Below are 18,961 nucleotides of genomic sequence, written 5' to 3'. Positions count from 1 at the left end.
CCATATTGATTGTCAATACCAACCAGCACCAACGTACAAAGGAGAGTTGTACTGTGAAACGTGGTCGCTTGATCACCGGCATTGTTACAGGATTGACGGCTGTGGCGCTGGCGGCGTGCGGCGCGCAACCGGCTGCTCCCGCGCCGACTGCCAGTGCGCCGGCAGCATCTCAGCCGACTGTTGTTGTGCCAACACCGGTGCCGCTACCGACCGGCCAGCCAATTCAGTTGGGCATTACCGGCATTGGTGAAGTCAAGAGTGCGCAGGATGCCAACCTGTCGTTCCAGGTGCAGGGCACGGTAGCGCAGGTCTTTGTCAAAGAAGGGGATTTCGTCAAGAAAGGCGACCTGCTCGCCATTCTCGACACCCGTGCTTTCGATCAGCAACTCGAACAGGCGAAGGCGGCGCTCGCCAACGCGCTGGCGCAGGAAGCCGCGCTGACCGAGGACCCTCGCCAGACGGATCTCAATGCGGCGCGCGCGGCAGTGGCGCAGGCGCAGGCGGCGCTTGAGGCGCTTCAGCGTGGACCGAAGGAACAGGACCTTCGCATGGCGGAAGCGGCGCTGGCGGCAGCCGAAGCCAACCTGCAAGCCACCCGTGATCGTCTGTCGTTCGCAAAGACGCAGGCGGAAATACAGATGGAGCAGGCGGCTGCCGCGTTGACACAGGCGCAGGCGCGCTATGCACAGGCAAAGTACAACTGGGAGTATGCGCGCGATACCGGCAACGATCCGATCGTGCCCGAAGTCGCCGCGCCGAATGGTCAGCGTGTGCCGAATAAACTGAGCGATGGTCAGCGCGAAAACTATTATGCCCAATTCGTCCAGGCGGAAGCCGGATTGCGCCAGGCGGAAAAGGCGCTCGAACTGGCGGTCAAAGGCGCTGAGAGCGCGCGTCAGGCGGAAGTGACCGGCATTCAGGCAGCCGAGGCGCAGGTCGAACAGGCGCGCCTGACCCTCGAAAAATTGCGACTGCCGCCCGACCCGGATCGCCTTGCGGCAGCCAGAGCTGCGCTAGCGCAGGCGCGCGCCCAGGAAGCGCGCCTCATCCCCGACCCGCGTGACTCGCAGAAGGCGGCGGCGCGCGCTGGCGTCGAGCAGGCGCAGGCGGCGCTGACGCTGGCGCAGATTAACCGCGAACGCGCTGAACTGCGCGCGCCGTTCGATGGCGTCGTTTCGATTGTCTCCATCGATCCGGGCGATCCGAGTGTGACCCAGGGGCTGCCGGCGATCCAGATCGTCGATATGAGCAAACTGTATGTCGATGTTCAGATCAGCGATGTGGACATCGCGCGGGTGCGGGAGGGTCAATCGGCAAAGATCTCGATCAGTAGCATCCCGGACCGTGAGTACACCGGCAAGGTCGAGTATGTTGCGCCAACTGCTACGGTGCAGGGTCTCTCGCGCAGCTATCGGGTGCGTATCGCGCTCGACGACATCACCGGACTGCGGGCAGGCATGAGCGCGCGGGTCGATATTCTGGAGTAGCAGGGCGGGGGGGGATGCGCCCGGTGGTGATGGTAAAGCGGGCGCACGCCTGGCATAGTGCTGAGGGAGACACGCGACCAGAGAGGCGTTGCATCGCAACGCCTCTCTGACATTAAATTCTAACAAAACATTAGCGCGCGCATGCTACCCTTCTCGCTATCATGGCAGAGAGATGTCATAGTTTCGATCTGCATCACTGTTCAGAAAACACCGGAGCAAACCCTATGACCGCAGAAACCGAAGCCACAACGCATGCGCCCACGGCGGTGCCATTTCGCGCCGAGGTGCGTCAGTTGCTCAACATTCTGGCGCATTCGCTCTACACTGACCGCGAAATCTTCCTGCGCGAACTGATCTCGAATGCATCCGATGCGTTGCATCGTGTTCAGTTCGAGATGCTGACCAATCAACAGGTGCGCGATCCAGACGCTCCGCTCGAGATTCGCATCGGTGTCGATAAGGATGCCAAAACGATTACGATCAGCGATACCGGCATCGGCATGACCCGTGAGGAACTGATCGAAAATCTGGGGACGATTGCGCACTCAGGGACGCGCACCCTGATCGAAAACCTCGAAGCCGCACAACGCTCGAATATCATTGGTCAGTTCGGTGTCGGTTTTTACTCCGCATTCGTGGTTGCCGATGAAGTGACGGTCATCTCGCGGTCGTACCGTCCCGACGCCGAAGCAGCCCTCTGGCGCTCCCAGGGAGGCGAGAGTTTTGTTGTCGATGCGGCGGAACGTGAACAGCGCGGCACGACGATTGTGCTCAAATTGAAAGAAGAGGCGCACGAGTTCGCCGATGAGTGGCGGTTGCGGCAGATTGTGCGCCGTCACTCGAACTATGTCGCCTTCCCGATCTATATCGGCGACGAGCGCGCGAATGAATCCACTGCGCTCTGGCATCAACCGCCGCGCAATGTCGAAGCGTCGCAGTACAACGAGTTCTATCGCCAGATGACGTTCGACTACGAAGAGCCGCTGTTGTGGGTCCACTTCTCGTCCGAAGCGCCGCTCGATCTGCATGCCATTCTGTTCGTTCCGGCGAAGCGCGAGCGGGGCTTCATCGAACGGCGGATGGAGGGGAAGATTCGTCTCTATTCGCGGAAGGTGCTTATTCAGGAAGATGCGAAGGACATTTTGCCGCCATACTTCCGTTTCGTTGAAGGTGTGGTCGATAGTGAAGACCTGCCGCTCAACGTCTCGCGTGAAGGTGTGCAGCGCGACGCCGGTCCAAACCGCGATCCCATCGTGCAGCGCATCAAGAAGTCGCTCACCAACCGCCTGACGAAAGAACTGGTCGACCTGGCGGAAAAGGACCCGATAAAATATGTGACCTTCTGGAACGAATTCAGCCCATTCATCAAGGAGGGCATCGCAACCGATCCGCTGGCGCGTGACGATCTCTTGCCGCTGTTGCGCTTCCATACGACGAAGTCGGGTGATCAACTGGCGTCGCTTGCCGATTACAAAGGGCGAATGATCGACGGGCAGAACGAGATTTACTACGTCATCGCCGCCGACCTGGAGAGTGCGCGACGCAGCCCGCATCTTGATGCCCTGAACGATCGTGGGATCGAGGCGCTCCTGCTCTATGACGTGATGGACAGTTTCCTGCTCAATGGGCTGCGCGAATACCAGGGGCTGAAACTGCGCAATGTGGACGATCCGAATCTCTCGCTGCCGGGTGAAGCGCCGACGCCGGAGGTGTCGATCAGCGATGAGCAGTTCACCAGGTTGGTGAACGTTTTCAAGGAAACGCTGGGGGAGCGCGTGACGACGGTGCGCGCCTCGAATGTGCTGCGCCACAACCCGCTGCGCCTGGTGTCGCCCGAGGATCAACAGTACAACCGCGAGATGGCGCGCGTCCAGCGCATTCTCGACCGCGACTTCAAAGTGCCGCCAAAGATCGTCGAACTGAACCGCAGTCACCCGCTGATCGTCGATCTGGCGCGCCTGGCGGAGTCTGATGGTGACGCTGCGCTGGTGCGCAACCTGGTTGAGCAGTTGTACGAGAATGCACTGCTGCTCGAAGGGTTGCATCCCAACCCCGCCGATATGGTTGGGCGCATTCAGGCGTTGATGGAGGCGGCAGCGCGCAGGTTAGGATGACGCTGCTGGGGCAGGTCTTCTATCTGCCCTCACGCCTGACGGTCCACCATCGGGGTGATCGTGAAGGGTATATACGGGCATTGCTTCAATGCGCATAGACTTCGACCGACAGCCCCGCGTCAGCGGGGCTTCGTGCAATCAGCGCGGACGTGTAGACCCGCGCTGACAGTATCCCCTCATCTCTTCGGCAGTCTGGCGCGTTATACCAATGACCTGTGACCATCCGGCATGGTCACCCCGAGCAGCGCGAGGGGTCGTGCGCGACCGGCGCCGATTCCGCGCTGCGTTTACCCTGAGCGAAGCGAAGGGCTCGGAATGACACGCATGCGGCATCGTCAATCGTCATTGGTATTATCCCTGACGCTCTGGCAGAATCTCTCCAATGTATGCCTCGAACGGCGCCAGTGTCAGGTGTGCCGGGTTTTCTTCGCCTGCCGGTCGCGGATGGGTCGAGAAAATCGTGCGTAAAAGTGAATCTTCGCCAGGTGCAAAACTTGCCGTCACCGGTTCAGCCGTAAAGTTCAGCGCCACAAGGCAGCGCTGTTCCGGTGTGGTGCGCAGAAACGCCAGATAACGCTCCTCGTTTGGATGCAGTGGCGTGTAATCGCCTTCCAACAGTGCGGGAGTCGCCTGGCGCGCGGCGATCAGGCGACGATAGAAGGTGAGGAGCGAGTGAGGATCGCCGACCTGTTCGGCGACATTTACTCCCTGAGCATAGTTCGGATTGACCGGCAGCCAGGTCGTCACACCGGCCGGGCTGAAACCGGCGTTTGGCGCATTTGCCCACTGGATCGGCGTTCGACAGCGGTCCCGGCTGATCTTTGCCGCCATCCTCATCGCTTCATCGGCAGGAATGCCATCGTTGACCGCTGCGTCATACAAGTTAACCGCCTGATTGTCACGCAACTGGTCGAACCGTTCGAGCAGCAGATCGGTCATGCCGATCTCCTCGCCGTTGTAGAGCACCGGTGTGCCTTTCAGTGTCAGCAGCATCGTCACATGCAAGCGGGCAAGCGCTGCATCGTGGACGCCGTCGCCATATGCCGTCCACATGCGGCCAACGTCATGGTTTCCCAGCGTGTTGCAGGGCCATGCGCCAGGCGGCAACGCTGCCAGTCGTTCCGCCTGATTGGCGCGGATCCAGGCAGGCGTCAACCGATTGGTGCGCATGAGCGGAAAATTGAACACCAAGTGTAACTCATCATGGCCGTTGCCGTAGTACGCAATATCGTCACCCTCGCCGATCAGCACCCGATCACCTGGATATTCGTCCACTAATGCGCGTAGTTCTTTCATCAACTCGTGCAATCCTGGCTGCTGCACCTGGTGGCGGAACATCAGGGCGAACTGTTCCCAGAGTTCTTTTGTCTCCTCCGGCGGACGATTCTCGCGCCAGATGCGCAGCATCTCGATCTGCGACAATTTCGACTGCTGCGGCGTCAGGTTCGGGTCTTCGAAGATCGTGTCAATCGCATCGAGGCGGAACCCATCCACCCCCATATCGAGCCAGAACCGCACTGCATGCCACATCGCCTGTTTGACATCCGGGTTGCGCCAATTCAGGTCGGGCTGTTCCTTGAAGAAAAAGTGATAGTAATACTGCCCGGTCGCTTCGTCGAACGTCCAGGCAGAACCGCCAAACGCCGAATACCAGTTGTTCGGCGGTCCGCCGTCGGGCGCCGGATCGCGCCAGATGTACCAGTCGCGCTTTGGATTGTTGCGGCTGGAGCGTGACTCCCGGAACCAGGGGTGATCTTCGGACGTGTGGTTGAGGACGAGGTCGAGCAGGACGCGCATACCGCGTGCGTGCGCGCCTTCCAGAAAACGTCGAAAATCGTCCAGTGTGCCGTACTCTGGGGCAACGCCGGTGTAATCGGAGATGTCGTAGCCGCAGTCGGCATTGGGTGAAGGATAGTGTGGCGAGAGCCAGAGCGCACCGACTCCCAAGTCGCGCAGGTAATCGAGCCGGTCGATCATCCCGGCGAAATCGCCGATGCCATCTCCGTTCCCATCGGCGAAACTGCGCGGATAGATCTGATAGAACACCGTCGTTTGCCACCATTTGAGCGAATGCATGGTGCGAATCCTCCGTCTATGGTGTGTTCGCCATCGAACATTCCCCGGCTTACGTTGGACGCTGCGCTGCGAGCCAGGTCACGAACGCTGCCAGATGGGGAAACTCTGCCAGTCCCCCGGTGGCATCGACCCAGAACTCGTCGAGCGAGCGATTGCCGGCCCGCTCATATGCTAGCGCCTGCGCCAGCATCTCCACGCGGTCGAGCGCTTTGACAAACCGCGCCTCGCGTGTTGTCCCGGCGGCATACTCGTCCCACAGCAGCACCAGGTGATCGCCGCCGGGGAGCGCATCGCACAGTTCTACCATAGCGCGGCGCTCTGCGTCGCACTTGACGGATTCGCCGATCAGTCGTCGCGCCGAAAGCGGGAGATCCCCTAGCAGCGCCTCGGCAAGATCGTGAACCAGCGCCAGCGCCAGCAGTCGTTCACGGTCGAATGTGTCGTCCGCCGCTGTAAACACCAGCGCGAGCGCAGCAATCCCAAAACTGTGCTCCGCCACGCTTTCGGCGGCGGATATGCCACGTTGCAGCCAGCCGGCGCGCGGCAGCATCTTGAGTGATATGATGCGCTCAGCCAGTCGAGCGTAGGTTGCAGCCGTTTGAGCATCCATTGGGCGCCTTCAATACGTGTGCGCCTATTATAGCGATTTCTTGCGACTCGCCTTCCAGTTGACAACATTGGCAGTACATGCGCGAACGTGGACGCCCACGCTGAACGAACAAAGCCCCGCCGGTGCGGGGCTGTTCGGCGTAGCACTACCAGGGTGAGCGCGCGTGAGCACCCTTCGTTCGATCAAACCGCCAGTTCGGTGTTGAGCGACGCGGCGGGTTGCTGCACGACCTGCGTTCCATCATCACCAGTCATGCATCAGGTTGCCATTGCGCGCCTGTGGTCAGCCGCGCGTGAGTGTGATCTGCACCGACCCATCCGACATGGTTGAGAACTGAACCATCACCTCATCCGCGCCTTTCTTGAAGTTGAGGATGTAGCCATTCTGAGCATCGCCATACTCGTCTGTCAGTTCGTATCCGAGTTTGGGATACTCCGTCTTGAAGAAGGTCAAAACCGAGTCAATGCCGGCATTTACCTTGCCCATCGTTGTGTTCGGCATCGCCATATCGACCTGTGTGCCGGCTGGTAGCGGCAGATCGACGCCGACCGTCTGTTCGCTGCACGCGGATGGAAGGGTAATGGTCGTTTTGTTGATGTCTTCAAGCGACCAGTTGTAGACAATCGTGCCTTCCGAAATCGGTGCGCCGCCGCCGAGCATCGCTGCCCAACCGGTGGTGTTGGACGTTACGTTGATCGTCAGGTCATATTTGACCAGATAGCCGCCATCGCGCGCCACCCAGAGATCGGCTTTTTCCACCGTCGCGCCGAACTGATTGATCGTCTCCTGATCCAGCGTGTAGCGATCGGTCAGCACGCCGTTGACCGTCTCGCCGCGATTGACGAGTTGTGCCGTGCCGGTCTGAAGGGGAGCGGTCATTGCGTCGGCAATGCCGCGTAGCATGTCGCCCATGCCAGCCATCATGCCCGGTTGACAGAGTTCTTTCCCACCCTGGCGCTGGTAGATATACAACATATCACCAACACTGTAGAGTTCTGATTGGGTGGATGGTGCACCCTGCCTGTTTTCGACAACCAGCGTATACCCGGTCTTACTGGGTCGATGCAGCGCCTGCGTATAGGTCATCTGTGATTCGATGGTTTTCCCGTCTGTGGTTTTGCCGTTCATCTTCGATACAATCGTTATGCGGTAACTTTCGAGTTGCGCCAGGTTCGCCTGGCTTTGCGGCAGCGGAATCGTCGGAGCGCCATCGCCCGTGGCGGGTGTCGAAGGAGCGCCGCCGGTCTGTGGTGCGGTGGGTATCGTCTGTGCCGGAGTATTCGCCGGCGCCTGTGTCGGTTGTTCAGCGGCGGCAGTTGGTTGTGTCGCAGGCGTTGCGGCATCGCCGGAAGCAGCTGGCGAGGCGGTTGGTTGCGGGTTACCCTGCGAGAGGAAGGGCAGATTGCCGCACCCGGCGACAGAGATCGCACCGGCAAGCAGTGTGGTGACAAGCAAGAGTTGTGAACGCAATGGTCCCTCCTTGTGTGTTGTTGGAGCGGTATGCTGAACCGGACATCCTGTGATGCCAGGCGGCTCCGTAATGAGACACCCACGACAAAGAACGAGAACAATGGCGTATTTTGGAGACCTGGATCAGTGAATCCCGGCTCGGCGCATGTACTCCAGCACACCGGCGGGACCGATCTGCGCTTCGAGCGCCAGCATGCGCTCGAGGAGCGGACGGTAGGGGTGGTTCGATTCGCGCATAGCGGCAACGGCTTTGTGGCAGCCGAGGTAACTGAGGTGATGGTACGCCACCCATTCGGCGAACCCCTCGATCAGGTCGTGGTCGTCGAGGAGTGGGCAATTCTCGCCCTGCCAGGCGTGGGCATATTCGTGTGCGACAACGGTGCGAAAGAGCAATTTCGGCAGCCCATAGAGCATATAGATGACGCGCAACCGACCATGGCGCTGATACAGCCCCAGTGCGGGCGCTTCCCCCGGTTGCGGTGGCCTGTCCTGTGCCCGCACTGCCGCCAGCGTTGGCGTGTCGACCAGACGAAACTCAACCCCGACCCGCAGCGCCATGCCGAGTTGTGCCACAATCGCGGCAACGGTTTCGTCGAACAACATCCGCGCAACACGTGGATCGTAGATCGCCGTGGCGTGGCATGTCTCGCACAGGCGCCGACCATCGTGCAACGTCCAGTAGCGGTTGCCGAGCGGCGCCGAGCAGACATCGCAGCGATCCCGTTCGCGGATGCAGCGCGCGCAGTAGCGTTCGCGTCGCCCATGGATGAAATAATACCCGTCGATCAGCAGCGCGCCGCACGCTGCACAACGGAGCGTGTCGGGAGCGTCGAGGGCGTGACCAGACATGGAACTCCTGAACCTCCATTCCTGAGCGACTCACACAAAGGCACAGAGGCACGAAGGCGGTGCAGTACGGCGATCATCTCGCGTCATCAATCCTGCTTCCTCCCGCACTGTGCGCCTTTGTGTCTTTGCGTTCATCGTACTCAAAAAGCGACGCATCTGAGCGCCATTATACGCTCTTTCGGCTGGCGCGAACATGTGGTATCATTATAGATGGAACGATTGCACATCTCCACACCGCTACGTCGGGCAACACTGGCGCAACATTGCAATCAGACCGACCCATATCGACGGGGATGGCTGGCGCGTCCAACATCGAATGTTCGATGTTGAACTATCTGTCGTGTAAACAGGTATGGATTGGGCAGAGATTAAGCATGCTGCCGATCTGCTGCGGAATGCGCGGAGCGTTGTTGCGCTCACCGGCGCAGGCGTCAGCACCCCGTCTGGCATCCCCGATTTTCGTGGTCCCGAAGGCGCATGGACGCGCGTCGATCCGTCGGAAGTCGCATCGCTCCAGAACTTTTTGCGCAACCCGCGCGCATTCTACGATTGGTTCCGTCCCCTGCTCGACCGGGTGCTATCGGCAGCGCCGAATGCAGCGCATTATGCGCTTGCAGCCCTGGAAGAGCAGAACGTGCTCAAGGCGATCATCACCCAGAACTTCGATGGGCTGCATCAGCGCGCGGGATCGCGCGAAGTCTACGAGTTGCATGGGCATTTGCGCACATCTACCTGCCCGGAGTGTGAGCGTCAGATACCCACCCGCGTGTTGCTGCCCAAAATCCGTCGCGGCGATCCGCCACGGTGCAGTTGCGGTCACCCGCTCAAACCGGACGTGGTGCTGTTCGACGAGATGTTGCCGCGAGGGTTGTACTGGCTGGCGCGGCGCGCTGTTGAACATGCTGATGTCATCATCGTCGCCGGAACCTCGCTGGAAGTCTTTCCCGTCAACGAATTGCCTGCGATTGGCTTGCGCCACGGCGCGAAATTGATTATCATCAATACCGGTCCGACCTACATGGACGGGCGCGCCGAGGCGGTTATTCGCACTGATGTTGCGCTGGCGCTGCCTCAACTGGTCGAACAGGCGACCGGTGCGCCCCTCCTTGAACGAACGCGATAGAAGGAGCTGTTTGTGACAACCGTGGATCTGGAGGTCCTGCGGACGCGCTTCGAGAGCGTTCGCGGGAGTCTTTGACTCGCCGGCGAAGCGCCAGGAGATTGCGGCGCTTGAGGAACGCGCCGCCGATCCGAATCTGTGGAACGATCCCCGTGAAGCGCAGGGAATCTTGCAACGCCTCACACGCCTGAAAGAAGAGGTTGAGCGGATCGAAGCGCTCGACCGCCAGTTGACGGCGCTCGCCGATCTGATCGACCTCGCCGCCGCCGAAGAGGATGACTCGCTCCAGGCAGACATCGCCGCCGAACTCGAGCGCACCAGGAGAGAGATTGAGGCGCTGGAAATCGAGGTGTTGCTCAGTGGTCCTTACGATGATCGCGATGCGTTTCTGTCGATCAAAGCCGGCATGGGCGGAACGGACGCCCAGGATTGGGCCGAGATGCTGTTGCGCATGTACATGCGCTGGGGTGAGCGGCGTGGCTTTCAGGTTGCGCTGATCGATCAGAGCGACGGCGAAGAAGCGGGGATCAAGAGCGCCACTATCGAATTGCGCGGACCTTACGCCTACGGCAGCGCCAAAGCTGAAGCCGGCGTCCACCGGTTGATACGCCTCTCGCCGTTCAATGCCGGCAACACACGTCAGACGTCTTTCGCAATGGTCGAGGTGCTGCCCGAAGTGGACGATGCGCCCGAGGTGGTCATCCGTCCAGAGGATATTCGCGTTGATGTCTTTCGCGCGTCCGGGCATGGCGGGCAGGGTGTCAACACGACCGACTCGGCAGTGCGCATCACCTACAAGCCGGGCACGCCGGAGCAGATTGTGGTGACCTGTCAGAATGAGCGGTCGCAATTGCAGAACCGCGAAACCGCTATGCGCGTGTTGCGCGGTCGCCTTCTCGAGCGCGAACTCCAGCGCAAACGCGAGGAACGCGCCCGTCTACGCGGCGAGTATCGCCAGGCGGACTTTGGCAACCAGATGCGCACCTATTATCTGCATCCCTATACGCTGGTGAAAGACCATCGCACTGATTATGAAACCAGCGACGTGCAGGCAGTGCTCGACGGCGACATCGATCCGTTTATTGAGGCATACCTGCGATCGACGATTGGGCGAGAGATGTGATACGCATGTGCGCGCTTCATGGACGTTCACTGCTCAGCCCGATGGTTAACCGTTGGGCTGATTTAAGGGCGCTTATGCGCCACAGTCGGCGGGAATAAGAAGACAAGCGTCGAATGCTCTTCACATTACTCACGCACCAGATTAACCACGCACACCTCGCAGGGATCACCGCGCTCGACGTTGTTGTTGCTGCCCATCAGCCCGCCATTCGTCAGGTAGCGCGGGAGATAATCAGCGGTGATAGTGCCATCGGTGTCGTCGATGCCGGTCAGACGGAGCGCGATGAAGTATTCGATCACATACACAGGGTTCGCTCCTGACCATTGATCCGAGTCGGAGGCTTCTGCCAGCACGGGGACGATGATGACCTGATTAAGGCGCGCGTTGAGAAAACCTCCGCTCAGCAGCGCTGCGTTCATGGAACTGGCATATGGCTCAACGCCGATCAGGTCCATGGCTACCGCCACCTGGTCGCCATCGCCGGCAATGCGGGTATTCACTTGCTGATGCGCCCCAAAACACCACCATGATTTCAGCGTATTGACCGGTGTGGTCGGGCAACCTGCGCCCGCTCCAGGCGTCGGCGACGCGCTTGATCCCATGCGCAGCGCGACAGCGCGCACCTGCCAGCGTTTTACGAATGTGTCCGGATCCACCCAGGCAGGATGATCTTCGGGACGTTCGAGATACGGATAGAGACCGTTGATGAAATCGTTTCTGATCTGTTCGTTCCGTTCCTCGATCTGACCGCTGAGATCGATCAATGCGCCGGATGGGTTGCGGCGAAAGAAATCCGCTGCTTCTGGCAGCAATCCCATCGGCGCCAGTTGATCGCCGATCAGCATGCCGCCGTTGCCAAAACGCGCTGCCGATACGCCTCGCACGGTCAGTGTCGGTTGGCCGAGAATCCCCATCAGATAGGTGTCGAACGTGTGCCGCGCGACGACGGTGACGCCGCGCGCATTCGCCGGCGCCGGACCGCTGCCGACCGGTCCTATCGGTTGTCCGGCACCGTTGACGTAGGTCAGTTCAAAATCCGGATCGCTCACCCCTAGTTCTGTTTGGAGGTAGGTGCGCACCGCATTGGTGAGTTCAAGTCCGGTCACACTCCCGCGATCAACGATCAGGGCGCGCGTGGCGATCAGCGCAGCGCCATCGGCGCTGTTCATTACATTGCGGCGCCAGGCGAACGCCAGCGCACCATCGATCGCCAGACCCGCAAAGGCGAGCAACAAGAACAGCGTGAGCGCCAGAACCGGGATCGCCTGTCCTGGCTGGCGGTTGGTCCAGCAGAATGGTCTCACGAGCAACTCCCAAACTGTGGCACGGTTGTTCCGCTTCGCAAGGTGACATGTGCAGATGGCAGCACTGACGAGAACCAGAATTCATGGCGGTAGATCGCTTCCACGGTCGTATCCTGGCGTCCCGACATGCACGATGAGGTGGTAAATGTCACAATCAGGCGTCCCGGTTCGGCGGCGCCGGGCAATTCCAGGCGTTCGCGGATGCGCTGCTCCGCGATGGCTTCTCTGCCGGGATGCTGGGCAATGAAATATCCTCCTTCGGCGACGGCGCTACGGAGCGCCATCTGGTTGCTGAATGCCAGCGCAAAATCGACTGTGCCGAGCAGCATAATGATCAGGAGCGGCGCAATCACGGCAAACTCGATGATTGATTGCCCGGATGTGTGTTTCATGTGATTGTGGCTCTCCCTATCCATGTGCCGCTCGTCGTGGGCGCCCATGGGGGCGCGTTCTCCATGCGGAGACGTTGCGGTGCAATGTCTTTGTCTTTGTACCTTCCCCATGCAACCCTCTCGCCTCTCTCTCGTTTCACGGATTACACGTCACTGCTCCGTTCTGAACCGTGATCCTTCGACCGTCCAGCCCTGGATCGGGGTATTCGGGACTGGTGACGTCGGTGGTCACGTCCAGGTTGTCGCGCGCCCGATAGGTGTCGGCGATGCAGATGATGATCACGCCATTACTGTCGCTGACGCCGGTCCACGTCGTGGTTGGCGATGCGCCGGATACCACTATGCTGAAACTCACGCCTGGCACGGGTTGCCCCAGATTGTTGCGCACCGTGATCCGAATGCGCATGTCGGACAGTTCGCCGGGTGGTGCATTTGGATCGATCCGCTTAGACCCCACCACCGAATACGTGATCGCCTGTGGCGTTGGCGTGTGCGATGGCGTCGGCGTATTGGTCGGCGTATTGGTGCGCGTTGGTGTGTTGGTGGGCGTTGGCGTATTGGTGCGCGTTGGCGTGTTGGTGCGCGTCGGTGTACGCGATGGCGTCGGCGTATTGGTCGGCATCGGCGTGTTAGTGCGCGTTGGCGTGTTGGTGTGCGTCGGCGTGTTGGTGCGCGTCGGTGTGCGCGATGGTGTCGGCGTGTTGGTGCGCGTATTGGTCGGCGTGCGTGTATTGGTCGGCGTGCGTGTCGGTGTTGCCGTACAGATCGTCACCGGACAGGCAGTCGGTGTCAGCGTGCGTATATTGGTCGGCGTGCGTGTATTGGTCGGTGTGTTGGTGCGGGGTGTGTGCGATGGTGTTGGCGTCGCGCTGGGTGTGGGTGTGTGCGATGGTGTTGGCGTCGCGCTGGGTGTGGGTGTGTGCGATGGTGTTGGCGTCGCGCTGGGTGTGGGTGTGTGCGATGGTGTTGGCGTCGCGCTGGGTGTGGGTGTGTGCGATGGTGTTGGCGTCGCGCTGGGTGTGGGTGTATTCGATGGTGTTGGCGTGTGGGTCGGTGTATTCGATGGCGTTGGCGTCGCGCGCACCACTGAGGCGATGTCGCAGTCGGTCGTGATGGATCGCGATGCGATGGCATTGATTTCAATCTGCGGAATGAACGCTCCAACGATTGGGTCGAGCGGCTCAAGCGTGTAGTTAAGCGACACGGTTACCGGATCGGTATAGCGCCAGCGCAGGTTGCCGTTTTCGTCAGCGCTCCAGGTGATGCTGGGCGTGATGGTATTGGTATCGACAAATGCCGCGATGCGCTCACGAGTGTCGGCAATGATTCGGTTGATGTCTTGCTGAGTTGGACAGGGACGAACCGCAGCGCTGCGAGCGCCTTCGCGCGCGGCATTCTGCAACTGGACGTAGACGAAGAGCATGTAGCCGAGTTCAATAACGCCCAGAATGAGTAACAGGAGGAGTGGCAGAATGATTGAAAACTCCACCACGCTCTGCGCGCGTCGCCTGCGATTTGTCCCGGTGGCTGGCATATCGTCCTCGTTTGTGAAATGATGCCTGTCTATGTGCATACCGCTTATGGACGGCTCTCAGTCACGCACCAGCGTTCGTCGTACAAGGGATCAGGTTGTCCTGCTGCGCGCTGCACACTCCCCCACTCACGTTCAAGGGCGAACAGCACGCATAAGCATAGCGGGCACGCATGGCGTTGGGATGCGCCGTTTTCTTCTCACCCGGTGGGCATGCCGGTGTTCGCTCGGGTTTCGATCCGCCCTTAAACCCATTCACGGCTGCACACCATCGTCTGTTATGGTGCTGGCGCGCAACTCGCCCTGATCTTCGCGTAGTTCCACAGATGTCGTTGTGTTGCTTTCGACGATCACCGTCTCGATCGTCAGTTCGGCATCACCGCCGATTTCGATGCGATACACCCCCGGCGCCAACCGGACATCGCTGCCGATGCGACCCTGGTAGACTTCTTTGCCCTGTGCGTCGAAAACACGGTAGGTCAGCGCAATTGCCTGATCGAGCGCATCGGCGAGTTGTTCGGCATTCGAGGCATCGAAGTATGCTCCGCCGCCGGCTACGGCAATGCCCTCCAACCGGCGGCGCCACTCTTCCTGCTCAACGTCGAACCCGATGACGCTGATCCGCAATTGCGAATTGGCGGCGCGTAACATCGAGGCAGTTGCGACCGGATCTCCGCCGCAGGTTTCGTCGCCGTCGCTCACCAGCACAATCAGCACATTTCCCTCGATGCCTGCAAGGTCCTGTGCCATATCTGCCAGTGATTGGGCGATTGGTGTGCGCCCGCCGTTGACCGGACGGATGGCGTTGATGCGCGCAATAAGAGCATCGCGCTGCAAAGGAGCGAGCGCCTGGATGAGTTCGGTGTCACTGCAATCATCGGCGCGCCGGTGCCCATAGGTGCGCAGTGCGACGTTTGTGGTTTCGGGGAGACGGTTTATCAGTGCGATGAGCGCCTGGCGGGCGATGACCGTCTTTGGCGTCCCGTCGAGGCGCGCCAGCATGCTGCCGGACGCATCCAGGATCACCGCTATGTTTTCGGTAATGCGAGTTGTGCGCTCTCCCGGCGCCAGTCGCACACCGAGCGTTCCCGGAAGGACCGCATCCGGCAGCGATGTGGCAGTCGGCGGCAAAGGCTGTGGTGTCTTCGTCGGCGCCGGTGTTGAGGTTCTGGTTGGCGCAATGGTGGGAAATGTCAGGTTGAGCACAAGCGGTTGCGCCGCAACGCGCACACTCGACGCATCCAGACGAACGAACAGGATAGCGGCGACGATCAGGCTGATCAGCGCGGTAGCTGCTATCCCGCCGAAGACGACTGCGCGCGGCGGGCGCGATTTCGGCGGCGGCGCAGCCGCAGGCACGCCTGCCTGCTCGATTTCCATTTTCAGTTGCGCATCGGCAATCAATGCCTCGACATCAGGGTAGGCGCCGGTCAAATCACGCAACCGGCTCAGGATGACAATCGCCTCTTCCCAACGCGCCGCGCGCATGCAGGCGACTCCCTGATCATACAGGCGATCGGTTTCGGGGGTTCGTTGTGTGTTCATATGCCGCCAAACGCTTCCAGCAACTGTGGCACTGCCGGACCCAGTAACACCGCGAAGATTGCAGGGAAGATAAGAAAGACAAGCGGAAACATCATTTTGACCGGCGCTTGATTGGCGCGCTCCTGGGCGCGCTGTCGTCGCCGTGTGCGCATCTCTTCTGCCTGCACCGTCAGCACGCGCCCGATGCTGACGCCGAGCGCTTCCGCCTGTTTGATTGCCGAAACGAAACTGGCAATGTCGGGGACACCGGTGCGTTCTGCCATATCGGTCAGCGCCTGGCGACGCGGCACCCCCATCGACATATCGCGCAATACGCGACTGAACTCACGCGCCAGTTCGTTCGTCCATTTCGATGTGATCTCCTGGATCGCATTCTCGAAACTGAGACCGGCAGCGGTAGCGATCGCCAGCAGATCGAGCGCATCGGGCAAAGCGTTGAGCAGTTCGGTCTGGCGTTGACCGATCCGGCGCGATAGCCAGACATCGGGCAGAAAGAAGGCGCAGAGCGCGATCCCGCCGAGCAGCAGGATATTGAAGAAAGTCGGTGCAGCATCAGCCGCCCAACCGATCACACCCGTCAGCAGCCCGACCAGCACACAGACGATGCCTTTGGCGCCAACGAAATCGGCGGCGGTCAATCCCCACGGATAACCAGCCATTGCCAGGCGCAGACGCAGCGCCTCATAGCGATTCTGTGGCATGATCCAGGCGAATGCGCGCGACGCCCGTTTCAGCAACGGGATGATCACCCGCTCGGAGAAAGGCTGTTTCGCCTCCAGCGATGGATTGGACGGCGCCTTCTCGACTGTCGGGCTGAGATAGGCGTCGAGGCGTTCACCGACCGTCACGTCGCGGCGTGATGCCATCAGACCGGCAACCACCAGGAGAATGGCAAGCGCAGTGACAATACTCGGAATGATCAACATCAGATCCTCACATCAACGATCTTCCGAATGATGAGAAAACCGGCGACCGATGAAACGAACGCACCAATCGGGATGCAAAGGATCAACCCCGGCTGAAACAGCCGCATCATATACGTCGGATTAATCGTGAAAATGATCAACGCCAGCGCGAAAGGCAAGGCGCCAATAACATAACTGGAGATGCGCTGCATTGAGGTGATGACGCGCACCTCGCGCCGTAGTTTGGCGCGTTCGCGCATAGTGGTGCTGATGTTCTCGAGAATCTGCCCCAGATTGCCGCCAACGCGGGCGTGAATTTTGATCGCCGTCACTACCAGGTCGAGGTCGGTGCTCTCCATGCGCTGCACCAGATTGTCGAGCGCCTGCGTGATGCTCAAGCCGAGTTGCACTTCCTGGAACACGCGCCGCAGTTCGGTGCGCATCGGTTCCTGCACATCACCGGCAACATTGGCAAGCGACTGCACCAGGCTGAACCCGCCGCGCATCGATGCGGTGATCAAATCAAGCGTTTCGGGCAACTGATCGCTGAACGCCTGCTTGCGACGCTGACGGCGGATGCGCATCCAGAAAGAGAGCGCCAGGTGACCGATAATCAGTGCTGCCGGTGCAATCAACGCCTGGCGCCAGATCAGCAACGCCAGCAATGTGGCGATCAGCGGCACAGCAATGCGCATCAGCAGATATTCCGGCACGGTGAGCGGCAGACTGGCGGCGGCAAGGTCGTGTTCGATCCGGGAAGCGAAACTCTGCCGTTTGATGACCTCGTTCAGTCGTTCGGCGATCTGTTGATCGTTAAGTGTGCTACTGCGCTCCGCACGACCGCCTCCCAGGTAGGCGGCGATCCGGCTATCGACGCCGGTGTCGCGCGCTGCCAGGCTGTGGAGTGCGAATATCAGCGTCAGAACTGCCAGTCCTGCCAGCAGCGCGGCGCCAATCGGAAGTACAAGATCGAGCGAGACAGGCGAGTCCATCGTGTGTCGTCCCTCTAGCGAACGCCTGGAATAACGGCGCCGAACACCTGCGGTGACAACGTGATATTCATCTGTTGCAACTTTTCGAGGAACCGTGGTCGAATGCCCGTCGGCACGATCCGTCCAACGACTTTGCCGTCGCGCACCCCCTGCTGCTGGAAGACGAACAGATCTGAGAGGGAGACAACATCGTTCTCCATCCCGGTGACTTCGCAGACCTGCACAATCTTGCGCGAACCGTCCTGGAGACGTTCAAGCTGAATAATAACGTGGATCGCCGATGCAATCTGTTCGCGGATGGCGCGCAGCGGCAGGTCCATGCCCGCCATCATAACCATCGTTTCCATGCGGCGCAGTGCGTCGCGCGGGCTGTTGGCATGCAACGTGGTCATCGAACCATCATGCCCGGTATTCATCGCCTGGAGCATGTCGAGTGCTTCACCCGCGCGACACTCCCCAACGACGATCCGATCCGGGCGCATGCGCAGCGCATTAACGACCAGATCGCGCATGGTTACTTCGCCGCGCCCTTCGATATTGGCGGGGCGCGACTCGAGGGTGACGACATGGCGCTGTTGAAGTTGGAGTTCGGCGGCGTTCTCGATGGTGATGATGCGCTCATCGTCGGGGATGAACGACGAAAGCACATTGAGCATTGTAGTCTTGCCGGTTCCGGTGCCGCCGGCAACGATGCAGTTGAGCCGTCCGAGCACGCATGCCCGCAGCAGTTCCATCAGTTCTGGCGATGCTGTCCCACGTGTGATCAGGTCAGTGGCAGTCAACGGAATACGCGAGAACTTGCGGATGGTGATCGTGCTGCCGTTGATCGCCAGCGGTGGAATGATCGCGTTGACGCGCGAGCCGTCGGGCAGGCGCGCGTCAACCATTGGCGTCGTTTCGTCGCAGCGCCGACCGAGTGGCGAGATGATCCGGTCGATAATGCGTCGCACGTGATCTTCGTCGATGAAGCGGGCGTCGGTCTCCTGCAACTTGCCGTTGCGCTCGATCCAAATCTGATGCGGACCGTTGACCATAATCTCGCTGACGGTATCGTCGGCGAGCAGCGGTTCGAGCGGACCAAGCCCAAGCAGTTCGGACTGTGCCAGGCGAATCAGGCGGTTGCGCTCACGCTCAGAAACGACGCGTCCGCTTTGTTCGAGGTGCTCGGTCACCAGTTCGGCAATGCGGCGAGCGTAGTATTCCGGCTCGCGCCGACCGCTGGTGTCGGTTTCGTTGATCAACTGCGATTGCACTGCTTCGATCAGATCGCGTTCGTCACGGGTGTCGTCGTGGAGCGATGGCGGAACCGGCGATCGTGGCGCAACAGGGCGTACCGATTCGACCGGTGAGCGCAGATCGTCGAAAGGTGAGGCATTGGCTGATTGCTGTGCATTGTTCGCGCCGCTGCGCGAAAAACGAAATCGATTCACGGCAACACGTCTC

General features: G+C 60.3%; 15 protein-coding genes. 4 read left to right on the top strand and 11 right to left on the bottom strand.

The genetic code is table 11. The features are described 5' to 3' along the window. The first annotated feature begins 53 nt into the window (after positions 1–53). Positions 54–1,487, top strand: coding sequence for an HlyD family secretion protein (locus RCAS_RS21625; protein ID WP_012122621.1), 1,434 nt, complete (start codon positions 54–56; stop codon positions 1,485–1,487). Between the two features lie 224 nt (positions 1,488–1,711). Continuing rightward, the gene (gene htpG / locus RCAS_RS21620; protein ID WP_012122620.1) at positions 1,712–3,601 is read left to right on the top strand and encodes a molecular chaperone HtpG; all 1,890 of its coding nucleotides are present in this window, start codon (positions 1,712–1,714) and stop codon (positions 3,599–3,601) included. A 351-nt stretch (positions 3,602–3,952) separates the two neighbouring features. On the opposite strand, the gene RCAS_RS21615 is transcribed toward htpG, so the two are convergent. The 4 genes from RCAS_RS21615 to RCAS_RS21600 all read right to left on the bottom strand — a co-directional run bounded on the left by RCAS_RS21615 (position 3,953) and on the right by RCAS_RS21600 (position 8,606). Continuing rightward, complete coding sequence (locus RCAS_RS21615; protein ID WP_012122619.1) at positions 3,953–5,677, bottom strand: glycoside hydrolase family 13 protein; 1,725 nt, start codon at positions 5,675–5,677, stop codon at positions 3,953–3,955. Between the two features lie 49 nt (positions 5,678–5,726). Then, the gene (locus tag RCAS_RS21610) at positions 5,727–6,287 is read right to left on the bottom strand and encodes an HD domain-containing protein (RefSeq protein WP_012122618.1); all 561 of its coding nucleotides are present in this window, start codon (positions 6,285–6,287) and stop codon (positions 5,727–5,729) included. Positions 6,288–6,569: 282 nt separating this feature from the next. Then, positions 6,570–7,757 carry a hypothetical protein gene (locus RCAS_RS21605; RefSeq protein ID WP_012122617.1) on the bottom strand — a complete coding sequence of 396 codons (1,188 nt, stop codon included), beginning with the start codon at positions 7,755–7,757 and terminating at the stop codon, positions 6,570–6,572. Between the two features lie 123 nt (positions 7,758–7,880). Beyond that, complete coding sequence (locus RCAS_RS21600) at positions 7,881–8,606, bottom strand: protein DA1 (protein WP_012122616.1); 726 nt, start codon at positions 8,604–8,606, stop codon at positions 7,881–7,883. Between the two features lie 352 nt (positions 8,607–8,958). On the opposite strand from RCAS_RS21600, the gene RCAS_RS21595 reads away from it, so the two are divergent. Beyond that, positions 8,959–9,729, top strand: coding sequence for an SIR2 family NAD-dependent protein deacylase (locus RCAS_RS21595; RefSeq protein ID WP_012122615.1), 771 nt, complete (start codon positions 8,959–8,961; stop codon positions 9,727–9,729). Positions 9,730–9,735: 6 nt separating this feature from the next. After that, a protein-coding gene (gene prfB / locus RCAS_RS21590; RefSeq protein ID WP_157042733.1) for a peptide chain release factor 2 occupies positions 9,736–10,849 on the top strand; the annotation gives its coding sequence in 2 pieces (ribosomal slippage) (positions 9,736–9,801 and positions 9,803–10,849; 1,113 coding nt in all). A gap of 125 nt (positions 10,850–10,974) precedes the next feature. Here the strand turns inward: prfB and RCAS_RS21585 are convergent. From RCAS_RS21585 to RCAS_RS21555, 7 genes are all read right to left on the bottom strand, one after another. After that, positions 10,975–12,153: a pilus assembly protein TadG-related protein gene (locus tag RCAS_RS21585; RefSeq protein WP_012122613.1), complete on the bottom strand. Its 1,179-nt coding sequence runs from the start codon at positions 12,151–12,153 to the stop codon at positions 10,975–10,977. Continuing rightward, positions 12,150–12,545 (bottom strand): TadE family protein, encoded by a 396-nt coding sequence (locus tag RCAS_RS21580; protein WP_012122612.1) that lies wholly within the window; start codon positions 12,543–12,545, stop codon positions 12,150–12,152. Before RCAS_RS21580 ends, RCAS_RS21585 begins: the two co-directional genes overlap by 4 nt. 136 nt (positions 12,546–12,681) lie before the next feature. Continuing rightward, positions 12,682–14,079, bottom strand: coding sequence for a TadE/TadG family type IV pilus assembly protein (locus tag RCAS_RS21575; protein WP_012122611.1), 1,398 nt, complete (start codon positions 14,077–14,079; stop codon positions 12,682–12,684). 252 nt (positions 14,080–14,331) lie between these two features. After that, a complete protein-coding gene (locus RCAS_RS21570) occupies positions 14,332–15,621 on the bottom strand; it encodes a vWA domain-containing protein (RefSeq protein ID WP_012122610.1) in 1,290 nt (429 codons plus the stop codon). Beyond that, entirely contained in the window at positions 15,618–16,547 is a 930-nt protein-coding gene (locus RCAS_RS21565) for a type II secretion system F family protein (protein WP_012122609.1), read from the bottom strand. The genes RCAS_RS21570 and RCAS_RS21565 overlap by 4 nt, the downstream gene beginning before the upstream one ends. Next, on the bottom strand, positions 16,547–17,518 hold the full coding sequence (locus tag RCAS_RS21560) for a type II secretion system F family protein (RefSeq protein WP_012122608.1): 972 nt from the start codon (positions 17,516–17,518) through the stop codon (positions 16,547–16,549). The genes RCAS_RS21565 and RCAS_RS21560 overlap by 1 nt, the downstream gene beginning before the upstream one ends. A gap of 14 nt (positions 17,519–17,532) precedes the next feature. Continuing rightward, on the bottom strand, positions 17,533–18,948 hold the full coding sequence (locus tag RCAS_RS21555) for a CpaF family protein (RefSeq protein ID WP_012122607.1): 1,416 nt from the start codon (positions 18,946–18,948) through the stop codon (positions 17,533–17,535). Positions 18,949–18,961: the final 13 nt, after the last annotated feature.

The organism is Roseiflexus castenholzii DSM 13941, from assembly GCF_000017805.1.
GTDB lineage: Bacteria > Chloroflexota > Chloroflexia > Chloroflexales > Roseiflexaceae > Roseiflexus > Roseiflexus castenholzii.
The sequence above is the reverse complement of the archived record's forward strand: the minus strand, read 5'-3'. Positions and strand labels throughout refer to the sequence as shown.

Coding starts and splice junctions, on each gene's coding strand:
- RCAS_RS21600 (WP_012122616.1), bottom strand. CDS start 8,606: ATGTCTGGTCACGCCCTCGACGCTCCCGACACGCTCCGTTGTGCAGCG.
- RCAS_RS21610 (WP_012122618.1), bottom strand. CDS start 6,287: ATGGATGCTCAAACGGCTGCAACCTACGCTCGACTGGCTGAGCGCATC.
- RCAS_RS21615 (WP_012122619.1), bottom strand. CDS start 5,677: ATGCATTCGCTCAAATGGTGGCAAACGACGGTGTTCTATCAGATCTAT.
- htpG (WP_012122620.1), top strand. CDS start 1,712: ATGACCGCAGAAACCGAAGCCACAACGCATGCGCCCACGGCGGTGCCA.
- RCAS_RS21595 (WP_012122615.1), top strand. CDS start 8,959: ATGGATTGGGCAGAGATTAAGCATGCTGCCGATCTGCTGCGGAATGCG.
- RCAS_RS21575 (WP_012122611.1), bottom strand. CDS start 14,079: ATGCCAGCCACCGGGACAAATCGCAGGCGACGCGCGCAGAGCGTGGTG.
- RCAS_RS21560 (WP_012122608.1), bottom strand. CDS start 17,518: ATGGACTCGCCTGTCTCGCTCGATCTTGTACTTCCGATTGGCGCCGCG.
- RCAS_RS21570 (WP_012122610.1), bottom strand. CDS start 15,621: ATGAACACACAACGAACCCCCGAAACCGATCGCCTGTATGATCAGGGA.
- RCAS_RS21565 (WP_012122609.1), bottom strand. CDS start 16,547: ATGTTGATCATTCCGAGTATTGTCACTGCGCTTGCCATTCTCCTGGTG.
- RCAS_RS21580 (WP_012122612.1), bottom strand. CDS start 12,545: ATGAAACACACATCCGGGCAATCAATCATCGAGTTTGCCGTGATTGCG.